Here is a 14,795-nt window from a genome sequence, read left to right on the forward strand (position 1 = left end):
TATCCATAGTGTGGACAGGTTACAACAATCTTAAACTAGCAAAATAATTTTTTACTAGTTTTTTCATTTGGAAGTATCTGTATAAATAGACATGCAAATAACATACAAAAAAAACCACTGCTAAGTTAGCAGCGGCTAATGTATCGAAAAAGTATGAATGGAAATTTTCCGGCTTTGAAACAACATTCTCTCTCTAAAATCCAACCTCTGCAAAAACCATGCGATCTTTTCCATTAATATCGAATACTACTTCAATTTTCCCTTCAGGAAACGCTGACTGCAGCAGGGCAGATACTGCTTTGCTTTGCCCCGCTCCAACCTCAAAGCCAACTAGTCCTTGTTTCTTTAATACAAAAGGAAGTTCTTTGCATAGTCTTCTGTAAATGGTCAACCCATCTTCCCCTGCAAATAAAGCTCGATGCGGTTCATGCTTCGTCACAACATCCGACATTTCCTTTTCATCACTTATTGGAATATAAGGAGGATTGGATAGGATAATATCATATGTTTGTTTTTTTTCTAGAAAAGGTGCAAGCAAGTCTCCTACTGCAAACCGAATAGATTCCGCACCTAATTCCTCGGCGTTTTCTTTTGCCATTTGCAAGGAGGATGGATACAGGTCAGTAGCAGTTACTTGAAGGGCAGGAACTTCTAATTGCATCGTGATAGCAATTGCACCGCTTCCTGTTCCGATATCAGCCAACTTCAGCTCTTTTTTCTCTTTAAAAAGTTTGTTTATTCTTTTTATCGCGCCTTCCACTAATTCTTCCGTTTCCGGTCTTGGAATAAGAACCTCTTTCGTTACTTTAAATTTTCTTCCATAAAATTCTTCATATCCAATAATGTATTGAACAGGCTGTCCATCCGCATGCAGGGAGACATAATGTTTGAACTTGGACAAATTTTCCCCATTCATTTCCTCTCGAAATTTCATTAACATTTCGGATCGGCTAATTTGAAGCACATGTCTTAAGAGCAGCTCCGCTGCATATTCTTCCCGATTATGTTGATATAAATAAGAAGAAGCCCATTTCAGGGCCTCAAAAACTCTTACTTGGTTATTTTTACACATCAGAAGCACTTTCTAGGCGGCTTGATTGTTCTTCAAAAATTAACGCATCAATGATATCGTCCATTTTACCTTGCAGGATTTGATCCAGCTTTTGAATAGTAAGACCGATGCGATGATCTGTTACACGATTTTGCGGGAAGTTATATGTTCTAATTCGCTCTGAACGATCACCAGTCCCAACTGCCGATTTGCGCTGTTGGTCATATTCTGCCTGTGCTTCCTGTTGAAATTTATCATAAACACGAGCACGGAGTACTTTCATTGCTTTTTCTTTGTTTTTAATCTGCGACTTTTCATCTTGGCATGATACGACAGTACCTGTAGGCAAGTGAGTTAAACGTACTGCAGACATCGTAGTGTTTACACTTTGTCCCCCTGGCCCACTTGAAGCAAAGGTATCAACACGAATGTCTTTTTCATGAATTTCGATCTCTACCTCTTCTGCCTCAGGCAAACAAGCAACAGTCGCTGTTGAAGTATGAATACGTCCTCCTGATTCCGTTTCTGGAACACGCTGCACACGGTGCGCCCCATTTTCAAACTTCATTTTTGAATAGGCGCCTTTTCCATTAATCATAAAGATAATCTCTTTATAGCCGCCAACTCCTGTTGTACTTGCATCAATGATTTCAATTTTCCAGCCTTGCGATTCTGCATATCGGCTGTACATCCGGTATAAATCACCAGCAAACAATGCTGCTTCATCACCGCCGGCAGCTCCACGAACCTCCATAATAACGTTTTTATCATCATTTGGGTCTTTGGGAATCAGCAATATTTTCAAGCGGGCTTCCAACTCTTCAATACGCCCAGAAGTTTCATCTAATTCTTCTTTTACCATTTCGCGCATTTCCGCGTCTAATTTCTCTTCCAGCATAGATTTTGCTTCTTTATGCTGCTCTTTTACTTCTTTATATTCCCGATATGCTTCAACAGTTTCTTGAATATCTGATTGTTCTTTAGAATACTCACGCAATTTTTTTGTATCATTAACAATTTCTGGATCACTTAATAGCTCATTCAGCTTATCGTAGCGGTCCTCTACAGCTTGCAGACGATCAAACACAAATTTTCACCTCATTTTTTTCCATAACGTATTAATTATATTATAGGCGATAACACCCGTCAAAACCAAATTATGCTTGCTTTTTTCGGGATAAAAGGATTATGAATCCCTATTTTAATCTATTGGAAAATACTAACTTCCTTTCAAACCTTTCCTCGTATACCTTTCTTTATAATGAAGCAAGAAATAGGTCATTTTTTATTACTTTTCCGCTAATTCCTTTATAATAGATGTATCAATGGAAAGAGAGGATGCGCAAATGTCTTTAACGGATAAATCTTTATATGATTATATTGTTAAGAACTCTGCCAAAATCACGGAAAAGTGGTTTACTCTTATGAATGGCAAAGATGGATCCATTTACTCCAAAAAATCATCTTCTTCTGTTAAAGGTTTATTGGAGAATCAGCATGCTTCTACTATCAAAACTGCCATGAGCGCTTTTTTAGAAGATCAGCAAGCATTTTCTGACAATCTATCAAACTGGGCAAAAGATGTCGCTCAAAGCAGAGTGGATTTGGGCACTCCAGCACACGAAGTTCTACAGGCATTAAGTATTACTCGCAAAACCATTTGGGACGAAATCGAGTTATGTATTCTAATGTATCGTATACCAACAGAAACGGTATTAAAATGGAGTTCTATTTTCCACTGTGCTTTTGATCAATTAAATAACCAATTCGGCAGTATGTATCATGAATTTACTCAAGATCGTTTTTTTGCACAGCAAAAGCTTATACAAGAACTCAGCATTCCAGTTATTCCTATCATTAATCACATCGGCGTTTTTCCTTTGATTGGCAATATTGATTCCATCCGGGCAAAACTAATTTTAGAACAAGTACCCGAACGCTGTTTACTAGAAAAAATAAGCTATTTACTGATTGACTTATCCGGAATAGCTGTTATTGATACCATTATTTTACATGAACTGCTAAAATTAATAAAAGTCCTTCATTTTATTGGAATTAAGCCTATCCTATCCGGCATCCGTCCTGAAGTGGCAGAAACAATTGAGCAACCAGGGATTAGCTTAGGAGAAGTTGAAACTTACGCAACTTTAAAACAAGCATTTTCTAAATGGGGCATTGAAAGAAATGATTATTCTCTATAGAGAGTTTGCTTATAGTACAAGCCAGGCCCCTCCTCACCATTGGAGTGGCCTTTCTATTATATTATAATGGCGAAGAAGTACTATCCTGCTTTTTTTGGCTCTGTGGAGATTTTGGCACTTCATGATGATGACGACAGCGTGGCTCGTAAGATTCAGAAGCACCAACTAGAATAATTGGATCGTCGTAAGATGCTGGAGAACCATTAATTAAACGTTGTGTACGGCTTGCAGGGGAACCACATACAGCACACACCGCCTGCAGTTTTGTCACCAACTCTGCAATAGCCATTAAATCCGGCATTCTTCCAAAAGGTTCTCCCCGGAAATCTTGATCGAGTCCTGCACAAACTACTCGATAACCGCTATTGGCTAAATGCTGGACTACATTTACTATTTCCTGATCAAAGAACTGAACTTCGTCAATAGCAACTATCTCTATATCCAATGTAACATGTTCAAAAATTTCTGCAGACCGGCTGATTGGAACTGCATTTGTGGCAGTTCCATTATGAGATACAACTGCTTCATCACTATAACGGTTATCTATTTTAGGTTTAAATACTATAATATTTTGTTTTGCGAATTCTGCTCTTCTTACACGACGAATAAGTTCCTCCGATTTACCAGAAAACATACTTCCACATATAACTTCCACCCATCCATGTTGTTTCATCACATACATGAAACCACTCCTTCCTCCAAAACAATTACTTCTTTTATTTCATATAAAAAGCCATTCAAAGAAACAGAAAAATGAACGTCAAAGACAACTCAAACATAGGCCTGTCTTCCAAATAATTCGTCAACCTATAAGCATAAGACGCTTAAGAATAGAAAGTAATGCACGTGTATCAATAATAAATGCCTTGCCGTCTATTCTTAAGCAGCTTAGTTGTAAGCGAAGCGTCAACGTCTGTCTGGTTGGTTATACTAGACCTTGTTTATGCTCCCCATGGATGCCCTGTTTATTTAAGCATAAAAGAAGAACAGGCAAGGAATAATAACTTCTTGCCTGTTCTTGACATTTAATATTACTTAAGACCGTATTTTTTGTTGAAACGATCAACACGTCCGCCAGCTTCAGCGAATTTTTGACGTCCAGTATAGAACGGGTGGCATTCAGAACAAGTTTCAACTTTCATTTCTTTTTTAACAGAACCAGTTGTGAACTCATTTCCACACGCACATTTCACCGTAATTTGATTATAATTAGGATGAATTCCTGCTTTCATTCCTTTTCATCTCCTTCCGCCCTGCAACTTTCGAAACAGAGTTATAAAACAATGAATAGTCATTGTTAATTTTAAAAACACACTGTGTTCATTATAGCAAGGACATTTCTATTTTGCAACTCGAATGGTTGTTTCATAATAAGAATGTTTTATCCTTTTTATAATAACAATAATTAGCTATTATGCCTAGTTTCACTAGATTTAACCTACTACAATTTGGGGACTGCATAAAATCTTAACATATAAACAATTATTATAGTTATTAATTACCAAATTATATTGTCGTAAATTTTATCTCTTTTTTATTAAGAACGTTTTGCGGTTCCTGCTTTCATTTGATCTGCTAATACAGCAAAAAAATCTTCATTCGATTTTGTTTGTTTTAATTTACGCAAAAAGCGCTCTGCAAAATCAGGAGAATCAGACATCGATTTACGAATAGCCCATAATTTATCTAAATGCTCTTTTGGAATAAGAAGTTCTTCTTTTCTTGTTCCTGATCTGCGAATATCGATAGCAGGGAATATTCTTCTTTCTGCAAGCGAACGGTCTAAATGAAGCTCCATGTTGCCTGTTCCTTTAAATTCCTCATAGATAACATCGTCCATTCGAGAACCAGTATCGACTAAAGCTGTCGCCAAAATCGTTAAAGAACCGCCTTCTTCGATATTACGGGCAGCACCAAAGAAACGCTTTGGACGGTGGAAAGCAGCTGGATCAATACCACCTGACAGTGTTCTGCCACTTGGTGGAATAACAAGGTTGTATGCACGTGCAAGCCTTGTAATACTATCCATTAAAATAATTACATCACGTTTATGTTCTACAAGGCGCATCGCTCTTTCTAATACAAGCTCTGCCACTTTTATATGGTTTTCCGGCACCTCATCAAATGTAGAACTTACAACATCTCCTGTAACAGATCTTTCAATATCTGTCACTTCTTCCGGACGTTCATCTATTAACAATACAATTAATTCGGCATCTGGATGGTTTGTTGTAATACTGTTTGCAATTTCTTTAATCAACATGGTTTTCCCTGCTTTTGGCGGTGCAACAATAAGTCCCCTCTGTCCAAATCCAACCGGCGCTAATACATCCATTATTCGAGTGGAAACATTCTTCTGTGTTGTTTCTAACTTCATTTGACGATTTGGATATAAAGGAGTCAATCCTGGAAAATGCACTCTTTCTTTCGCTGCAACTGGATCGTCCCCATTCACTGCTTCTACTTGCAGCAAACCAAAATAACGTTCATTTTCTTTTGGCGGACGCACTTTTCCAGAAACTTTATCCCCATTTCTTAAATCAAATTTTCTTATTTGAGATGCAGAAATATAGATATCTTGAGAACTTGGAGAATAATTGATAGGTCGTAGGAATCCAAAACCTTCCGACTGGATGATTTCCAGTACACCTTCCATAAAGAAATAGCCTTCTTGTTCTGCTCTTGCTTTCAAAATTGAAAAAATCAATTCTTTTTTTGTTAACTTACTATAATATGATACTTTATATTCTCGTGCTAACTCATATAGCTCTTTTAATTTCATATTTTCTAAACTAGATATGTTTAATCCCATTTTGACACCACTCTTTTAAATTTTCAGTTATTCCTACCATTTTTCGAACAAAAAATAACTATCAGGGAAGGAATGTTTTATTCATTTTGAGGCAATTGACTGTGTGAAGAAATACATTATTGATGCGAGAATAAATAAACTGAAGTTATATTGCAAAAAATTTTTCATCTTGCGGATTTCTACATGCATGCATTTAATTACATTGATGTAGAAATCTGTCGACAAACGCTCAATTACTTCGTTGTTCGCCCATACTCGGATGCTCATTACTAGGTTACAAGAGGATGAATGCCTAAGTATGCATTAAAGGAAAATCGACTAACTGCGCCACGTCCTTTCGATTGTTTTGCATCCCGTTTAGCCTGTGACAACATCGTTCCAAATTCTGTTGCCCTTCGCGCCTCGAAATACAATACACACATGTTTCGATTAGTCTGTGGTATGTGCAAATACTTCTTTGTCCACACTCTGAAACAATAAAAAATTGTTTCTCTATCGAAATTTATATGAAAAAGCAATCTACCAAAAGCAATCTCTATTTTAACTCTTACTATAAAAAATGTGCAACAAGTATTTTTTACAGCAAGAGTTAAAAATTCTGGAAGTTATTTTTGAACTATAAATATTTTTACTAATTCAACATTTATATCTTTAGGAAATAATTATTTAAGGAAGGATAAGGGGCATATTTTATTCATTTTGCCCCTTTATTAGATGATTAATCACGATTTTATCTCTTTTTCACTATTTAAATAATCAAATTGTATGAGAAGAAAAATCTAAATGCAGAGTTGCCTTATACAACTGGCTGTAAAAGATCGAATCGAAGGAACGGAGATTATATCACCACGTCTTAATATCCTCGTTTCTGGGGTTTGTACCCAATGATTCTTCCCCTTCAGCAGGGATGTGCCTGCCTCCCTTACTGACAAGTGTTCATTTTATGCGTTTTTTATTTGTTCATATTCTTCCTGAGACATATCTTCTCTCCAAATGGTTGCACCCAGACCATTAAGCTTTTCAACTAAATTACTGTATCCTCTATCTATATGTTCAAGCCCTGTAACTTCAGTAACACCTTCTGCAATAAGACCGGCAATTACTAAGGCTGCTCCAGCACGAAGATCGCTGGCTTTTACTTTTGCTCCCTGTAAATGTACAGGTCCATTAATAATCGCTGAGCGTCCTTCCACTTTGATTGCAGCGTTCATTCGCCGCAGCTCATCAATATGCTTAAATCTAGCACCATATATAGTATCAGTAACCATGCTTGTCCCTTTTGTTTTGGTTAAAAGCGATGTAAAAGGCTGCTGCAAGTCCGTTGGAAATCCTGGATAAACCAATGTCTTTATATCCACTGCTTTTAAATCCGGGTTGGAACTTACAAATATTTGATCATCACTTGATTCAATATGCACATTCATCTCTCTAAGCTTTGCAATTAACGATTCTAAATGCTGAGGTATAACATTATCAACTAATATACCTTCACCAACAGCAGCGCCAATAATAATATACGTTCCAGCTTCGATGCGATCAGGTATAATCGTATGACGGCAGCCATGAAGCTGATCTACTCCTTCAATTCGGATAATATCCGTGCCTGCGCCTTTTATTCTCGCACCCATATTTGTTAGTAATGTAGCAACATCGATAATTTCCGGTTCTTTTGCTGCATTTTCAATAATGGTTCTGCCTTTTGCCTTTACTGCAGCAAGCATGATATTTATCGTTGCTCCAACACTGACAACGTCTAAATAAATTCGCGCGCCCCTTAATTCCTCAGCACGAAGATAGATGGCCCCCTGCTCATTTGTTACTTGTGCTCCAAGTGCTTCAAAGCCTTTAATATGTTGATCGATTGGACGTGGTCCAAGATGGCAGCCGCCCGGCAACCCTATAGCCGCTTTTTTAAACCGGCCAAGCATCGCTCCCATTAAATAATAGGAAGCACGTAATTTTTTAACCTTTCCATTTGGCATAGGCATTGAAATCATAGAGGTTGGATCAACGGTCATATCTGAATCAGAAAGTGATACAGTTCCACCTAGTTCTTCCATAATTTCCTTTAAAATTTGCACATCAGAAATGTCAGGCAATCCCTCAATGGTAACTGGAGAATCTGCTAAAATGGTTGCTGGGATAAGAGCTACAGCGCTGTTTTTTGCTCCGCTTATTCGCACAGTTCCTTTTAATGGAGATCCACCTGCAATCATAAGTTTTTCCATTTCTAACTCCCTTCTAAGCCATGCAAAACAAGTACAAACTATGTACCACTGATAGTCAATCATTTTCATCAATCAGCCTGAATAGAATAAATCATATCGGAGTATTACGAAACAAACAATAAAGCAATTTATACAGAAAAAGAGCTGCGAATTTTGCTCGAAAGATTTATCTACATCTATTCATTATAACAGTACATTTAAAAAGAATTTGTACAAACATAAACATATAAAAATTGAATCAAGGCTTGGACGTAAAATCATTGTTTTATACTAATTCAATTATTATACCAAAAAGTAATCTTGATAGGAAAAGGGCAACTATTATGTAATTGCCAACAAGTGTTAAAGGGGGATTCTTTCACCTTTAACAAAATGACTAGAGACAATAAGCCTGCTATTTATCGCCTAACATGGTAAAGGTTTACTTTTCTAATCTTTGAAAAAGCATAAAAGAACATGAACCGTGACAAAAGTTGAAGATTTTTTATTATTTTTTATTTCTTTGAATCTTTAAAAAAATAATTTTGGAGGAACTATTTCAGAAGTGCATGCTATCGCTAAACAAATGCTTTGTCGTTCCACATTTTCCAGAAAATCACTTACCCCATTCCAGCAAAGGAATTCTTCGATTTCTGCCTGATTTAATAGTCAACTTAAAATTTGCAGAACCTTCATTTAGGCTCTAACTTCCCATTATTATTCCCTTCCTATATCAATATTAGAAGCATTAAAAACTATCTATTTTCCTAACTTGGATATATTGTTTATTATTTCCTGAGACGTCTTCTAAGATACTTCTTTTGGAAAGGAAAATTTAAAATATGAATGCATTTCGACCACTCATTTTAAATTCGACGGATTTTTCTGTCTATTGATAAGTAAGAAAAGCGTAAGCGCCTTGCTCATTGCCGTACGAACTGGCCGATTAAGTTCGCCACGTCCTGTGGCAACATCGGCACTTAAACATCCTGTCCTTCGGAAGGCTTCGACTGAGATAAAGGAAACACGATGAGCGTTAGCGAATCGATGTTGACTTATCGTAGGGAGATGACCTGAAGTTCGATAGGCAATAGGCGCTGAGCTAGACAGCTATCAGACTTCAGAAAACTTATACTTTCTTATCTCTGAACAAAACCGCCCTTACAGGCGGTTTCTATATTATTAAAGAAAAAATTTCTTTCTTTTTATTATGCTTTGTTTGAAGATCCAAACTCTTTAATTTTACCAACAACTGTAGCTTTAATTGCATCACGAGCTGGTCCTAAATATTTACGTGGATCGTACTCTTCTGGTTTTGCAGCTAAAGTTTCGCGAACTGCTTTAGCAGAAGCGATTTGGTTTTCAGTATTAACATTAATTTTAGCAGTTCCTAAAGAAATAGACTTTTGAATGTCTTTTGTAGGAATACCAGTTCCGCCATGTAATACTAATGGCATACCAGTCAAGCTGCCGATTTCTTCCATTTCTGCGAACCCAAGGTTTGGTTCTCCTTTGTAAGGACCATGTACAGAACCTAGAGCTGGAGCTAAGCAATCAATGCCTGTACGTTTCACTAGCTCGTCACATTCTTTTGCATCCGCATAAATAACGCCTTCAGCAACAACATCGTCTTCTTGTCCGCCAACAGTTCCTAATTCAGCTTCAACTGAAACGCCTTTTGAATGAGCGTATTCTACTACTTTAGAAGTAGTTTCAACGTTTTCTTCAAATGGGTGGTGAGAAGCATCAATCATAACAGAAGTGAAACCTGCATCGATTGCTTCTTTACATTTTTCAAAGCTTGAACCGTGGTCTAAATGAATTGCTACTGGTACAGTGATTTTGTAATCTACCAATAATCCTTCTACCATTTTTACAACTGTTGTAAATCCGCCCATATAACGTGCTGCACCTTCAGAAACCCCTAAAATCACTGGAGATTTCTCTTCTTCTGCAGCTTGAAGAATAGCTTGAGTAAACTCAAGGTTATTTAAGTTAAATTGTCCAACAGCATATCCTTCTGCTTTTGCTTTTTGTAACATTTCTGTCATTGAAACTAAAGGCATTTTTCTTCCTCCTTATTGATGATCGTCCTTTTGACAAGGTAATCTTTATTAAATTTCCCAATTCACAGTGGAATATGTATTTATTATTACCCTAAGCAAAATAAAACGAATCATTCCCATTTAAATTCATTTGTATCATACCAAAATAAGAGAAGAAATGCTATTAATCCTTCAACTTTTTCTAAATTGTCACAAATATTTATGTATTTTTTTCTATTTTTTTACTTTTTTATCGGTATATGTATTTAAACAAAACGACTATCTTTCTCGTTTTTACTGTTGAATATATTTTTTTACTGCCTCTCTAAGATCATCAATATCAAAAGGTTTTGCAAAATGGGTTAATGCACCTAAGTCTTTCGATTCTTTTATCATATCCAGCTCACCATAAGCTGTCATAATGATTACTCGGATGTCTTGATTTAATTTCTTCATTCTTTTTAATATTTCAATCCCATCCATTCCAGGTATCTTCATATCTAATAATACTAAATCTGGTGTTTCTTTTGTTACCAGCTCCAATGCCTGTACACCATTTGCAGCTTGGAATGTATGGTATCCTTCTTTCTGAAATACTTCATTTAAAAGTATCCGTATTCCAAACTGATCATCTACAATCAATATTTTACCCTTCATAATGAACCTACCTTTCCTGTCTAGCAATTCCCATTATTTTTCAGCCTTTTTATTTTCATTAAATACCTTTCTAGATATTATCCAGAATTTCCTGCCATATTCTATAAATTTTGCCTTTTCAATCGCTTTCTTTATAATTAAATTAAAATAAAAGGATTATTTTTGGCGGATTTCTCCGTCGAATGCTATGATATTTCTGTCGTTTTTTACGTTTTGACTTTCTACACTGCTTATATAATAAAATTTATGGAGGTTTACACATTGTTAAAAATGTTTTCAACCCAATTGACTGGATTATTTAAAAGAATTCAAGATAAAGAGGAGTCAATCGAAGACAGTGCTCGTCTGCTTGCCCAAGCAATTGTTGGCGATGGGACTATTTATTTATTTGCTACAAATGAAATGGCTGGAGTTATTAATGAAGCGATGGTAAGTGCAGAGCCATTACAAAATACTGCGGTCTGGAATTTGCAAAACTTGGATGATGTCAAACCGAACGACCGTTTCTTGCTCATTTCTAGAAATTCTGATGATCCCGACGCATACCGCCTTGCCAAACAGCTCAATAGTCGCCATATTTCTTTCGTCTCTATTTCCACTATTCTTTCAGCGGACAATGAGGGAATACAAAATATAGCAGATGTTCATATTGATTTAACACTAAAAAAAGGCTTGTTGCCTGATGAGTTTGGAAATCGCTACGGATACCCAGCACTGATGGCTGCTTTATACGCCTACTATGGAATTAAATTCACGATAGATGAAATTTTAAGTGAATTTGATTAAGAAAAGCTGACATTTGATCATTTCCCAAATGATTCAATGTCAGCTTTTTTATGAAAACTAAAAGAACCATCTAACTTAAAAAAAGATAGATGGTTCTCCATTCCAGCCCGTTCGTCCCTAAACTGGTGCTTCCGCTTTTCTTATTGTCCAGCTGCAGCACCCAGCGACTCTCGTACTTCGCTCTCTTCCCTACGATAAGTCAACATCGAATCGCTTCGCTCTTCGTGTTTCCTTTATCTCAGTCAAAGCGCTCCAGTCCGTTCGTCCCTAAACGGGTGCTTCCGCTTTTCTTATTGTCCAGCTGCAACACCCAGCGACTCTCGTACTTCGCTCTCTTCCCTACGATAAGTCAACATCGAATCGTTTCGCTCTTCGTGTTTCCTTTATCTCAGTCAAAGCGCTCCAGTCCGTTCGTCCCTAAACGGGTGCTTCCGCTTTTCTTATTTCTCTGCCATTTTGATGCTGGCTCCAACGAAGTCTCGGAATAGTGGCTGTGGTCTTGTTGGTCTTGAAATAAATTCTGGATGGAACTGTGAAGCCACAAACCATGGATGGTCTTTTAATTCCACTATTTCTACTAAACGGCCATCTGGGCTTGTCCCAGAGAAAATAAATCCAGCCTTCTCCATTTCTTGACGGTATTGGTTGTTAAATTCATAACGATGACGATGTCTTTCATAAATTACTTCATCTTGATATGCTTCATACGCTCTTGTATTTTCTTTTAATTTACATGGATATAGTCCTAAGCGAAGTGTTCCGCCTAAATCTTCGATATCTTTTTGTTCTGGAAGCAAATCAATAATTGGATAAGACGTATCTTCACTAATCTCTGAAGAATGAGCTCCTTCCCACCCTAAAACGTTTCGTGCAAATTCAATAGAAGCAACTTGCATCCCTAAACAAATTCCAAAGAATGGAACCTTGTTCTCGCGAGCATAATGTGCAGCATGGATTTTCCCTTCAATTCCACGATCACCAAATCCACCTGGAACTAAAATACCATCTGCCTCTTTTAGAAGCTCTGCTGCGTTTTCAGCTGTTACTTCTTCTGCGTTGATCCAATCAATCTCAATATCTGCATCAAAAGCATAACCAGCATGTTTTAACGCTTCAACAACAGAAATATAAGCATCCTGCAGCTCTACATATTTTCCAACAAGTGCGATTTTAGCAATCTTAGAAAGATTGCGCACTCTATCAACTAACTGAATCCATTCTGTCATATCTGCTTCTTGGCAGTTTAATTTCAAGTGCTCACATACAATCTGATCTAGATTCTGATCTTGAAGCGCTAATGGAATTGTATATAATGTATCTGCGTCACGGCATTCAATAACTGCTTTTGTATCAATATCACAGAATAAAGCAATCTTATCTTTCATATCTTGTGAAATTTCTTTTTCTGTTCTAACAACTATAACATTTGGCTGAATACCCAAACTGCGAAGCTCTTTTACACTATGCTGTGTTGGTTTTGTTTTCATTTCCCCTGCTGCTTTAATATATGGCACCAAAGTACAATGAATATACATAACATTTTCTCTGCCAATGTCATTTTTAATTTGACGAATCGCTTCTAAAAACGGCAATGATTCAATATCTCCAACCGTTCCGCCGATTTCTGTTATTACTACATCTGCATTTGTTTCGCGGCCAGCTCGAAAAACTCTTTCTTTAATTTCATTTGTAATATGCGGAATAACCTGTACTGTTCCGCCAAGATAATCTCCGCGACGCTCTTTTTTTAATACAGTTGAATAAATTTTACCTGTTGTTACATTATTGTATTTTGTTAAATTAATGTCGATAAAACGCTCATAATGACCTAAGTCAAGATCTGTTTCTGCACCATCATCTGTAACAAAAACCTCTCCATGCTGATATGGACTCATTGTTCCCGGATCCACATTTATATATGGATCAAACTTTTGAATGGTTACACTCACACCACGATTTTTTAATAAACGGCCAAGAGATGCTGCTGTTATCCCTTTTCCAAGTGATGAAACAACACCACCTGTTACAAAAATATATTTTGTCATTATTAAATCCCCCTTATTAATCAGTTTGTACATATTCTTCTTTTTTAAAGACAATTCACCTTATATTTTTCCCCGGTGAGTAAAAAGATTGTAAGAAAATGTATTTACCAAACACTATTATAAAAAACAAAAACGCTCCTCTTACTTTATTAAAGTAAGGGAGCGCTATTAAGCGAATATTAGATCGTTCCTTTTTAAAGGAGCCCAAAAATGATTTTACAAGCATGACCTTGAAAAGTCAAGAGGCTTATTTTTTGCCTTCGTTCTCTTCCTCTTCAAATTCATCATCTTCCTCGTCTTCGTCTTCGTCTTCTTCATCGATTTCATACTCTTCATCGATATCTTCTTCAAAGTCCTCATCATCTTCTACTAGATCATCGTCTAATAAATCGTCTTCCTCTTCATCTTCTTCGTCATCGTCTAACAGCTCATCATCATCGATTTCTTCATCAAAATCATCGAAGTCTTCTTCTTCGAGAATATCAAAATCATCAAAATCTTCTTCTACTTTTTTCGATTTTTTCTTCTTCGGTTTTGTAACAGTTACAATTTCTTCTTCTGATTTCTCAACAGGATACCATGTTCTTAATCCCCAACGATTATCCCCTAAAGAAAGAAATCGGCCATCAATATTTATATCTGTATAAAACTGAGCTATTTTTGTATTTACTTCATCTTCCGTCAACCCTAAAATTTTTGTTAATTCACTCACAATTTCGTGAAAGGAATAAGGCGTTTTTGCACCACTTAATAATTCAAATGCAACTTCTATTAATGACATTTCTTGCAATTCTTCTTTTGTGTACTTTTCTACACTCATTTCTTGCACTTCCTTCCTCTATCTAGACTCCTTCATCTGCCATAAGCAGCCATACCCTCACTCTAGTGTAACAACCTATGTAAAAGCGAGATATAGAAACTTAAACGTATAGAAAGCTAATTCCAACTATCCACATTATATGTCCATAGCTAAAATATCACTCTATACGAG

12 protein-coding genes are annotated in these 14,795 nt (G+C 36.6%); 2 read left to right on the plus strand and 10 right to left on the minus strand.

The window, feature by feature from the left end; genetic code table 11:
• Positions 1-193 precede the first annotated feature (193 nt).
• Together prmC and prfA are read right to left on the minus strand one after the other, a co-directional pair.
• Entirely contained in the window at positions 194-1,072 is an 879-nt protein-coding gene (prmC, locus tag ACTYBU_RS08610; protein ID WP_445488898.1) for a peptide chain release factor N(5)-glutamine methyltransferase, read from the minus strand.
• Positions 1,065-2,138 (minus strand): peptide chain release factor 1, encoded by a 1,074-nt coding sequence (gene prfA, locus ACTYBU_RS08615; protein ID WP_445488900.1) that lies wholly within the window; start codon positions 2,136-2,138, stop codon positions 1,065-1,067. The genes prmC and prfA overlap by 8 nt, the downstream gene beginning before the upstream one ends.
• Positions 2,139-2,376: 238 nt before the next feature.
• On the opposite strand from prfA, the gene ACTYBU_RS08620 reads away from it, so the two are divergent.
• Positions 2,377-3,252, plus strand: a complete 876-nt coding sequence (locus ACTYBU_RS08620) for an STAS domain-containing protein (protein ID WP_445488901.1) — start codon at positions 2,377-2,379, stop codon at positions 3,250-3,252.
• Positions 3,253-3,313: 61 nt separating this feature from the next.
• On the opposite strand, the gene ACTYBU_RS08625 is transcribed toward ACTYBU_RS08620, so the two are convergent.
• The 6 genes from ACTYBU_RS08625 to ACTYBU_RS08650 form a co-directional block, all read right to left on the minus strand.
• The gene (locus tag ACTYBU_RS08625; RefSeq protein WP_445488903.1) at positions 3,314-3,934 is read right to left on the minus strand and encodes a thymidine kinase; all 621 of its coding nucleotides are present in this window, start codon (positions 3,932-3,934) and stop codon (positions 3,314-3,316) included.
• 349 nt (positions 3,935-4,283) lie between these two features.
• Positions 4,284-4,484 (minus strand): 50S ribosomal protein L31, encoded by a 201-nt coding sequence (gene rpmE, locus ACTYBU_RS08630; RefSeq protein WP_443480927.1) that lies wholly within the window; start codon positions 4,482-4,484, stop codon positions 4,284-4,286.
• 305 nt (positions 4,485-4,789) lie between these two features.
• On the minus strand, positions 4,790-6,064 hold the full coding sequence (gene rho, locus ACTYBU_RS08635) for a transcription termination factor Rho (protein ID WP_445488905.1): 1,275 nt from the start codon (positions 6,062-6,064) through the stop codon (positions 4,790-4,792).
• A gap of 941 nt (positions 6,065-7,005) precedes the next feature.
• Complete coding sequence (locus tag ACTYBU_RS08640; RefSeq protein WP_445488907.1) at positions 7,006-8,292, minus strand: UDP-N-acetylglucosamine 1-carboxyvinyltransferase; 1,287 nt, start codon at positions 8,290-8,292, stop codon at positions 7,006-7,008.
• Positions 8,293-9,479: 1,187 nt separating this feature from the next.
• Positions 9,480-10,337, minus strand: coding sequence for a class II fructose-bisphosphate aldolase (locus tag ACTYBU_RS08645; RefSeq protein WP_445488909.1), 858 nt, complete (start codon positions 10,335-10,337; stop codon positions 9,480-9,482).
• A 273-nt stretch (positions 10,338-10,610) separates the two neighbouring features.
• Positions 10,611-10,976 carry a response regulator gene (locus tag ACTYBU_RS08650; RefSeq protein ID WP_445489270.1) on the minus strand — a complete coding sequence of 122 codons (366 nt, stop codon included), beginning with the start codon at positions 10,974-10,976 and terminating at the stop codon, positions 10,611-10,613.
• Between the two features lie 258 nt (positions 10,977-11,234).
• Between ACTYBU_RS08650 and ACTYBU_RS08655 the strand changes: the two genes are divergently transcribed.
• A complete protein-coding gene (locus ACTYBU_RS08655; protein ID WP_445489272.1) occupies positions 11,235-11,759 on the plus strand; it encodes a DUF2529 domain-containing protein in 525 nt (174 codons plus the stop codon).
• Positions 11,760-12,199: 440 nt separating this feature from the next.
• Here ACTYBU_RS08655 and ACTYBU_RS08660 read toward each other — a convergent pair whose 3' ends face one another.
• Together ACTYBU_RS08660 and rpoE are read right to left on the minus strand one after the other, a co-directional pair.
• Positions 12,200-13,804, minus strand: a complete 1,605-nt coding sequence (locus ACTYBU_RS08660) for a CTP synthase (RefSeq protein WP_445488911.1) — start codon at positions 13,802-13,804, stop codon at positions 12,200-12,202.
• A 247-nt stretch (positions 13,805-14,051) separates the two neighbouring features.
• A complete protein-coding gene (gene rpoE / locus ACTYBU_RS08665; RefSeq protein WP_445488913.1) occupies positions 14,052-14,624 on the minus strand; it encodes a DNA-directed RNA polymerase subunit delta in 573 nt (190 codons plus the stop codon).
• Positions 14,625-14,795: the final 171 nt, after the last annotated feature.

Source organism: Niallia sp. 03133 (assembly GCF_052663225.1).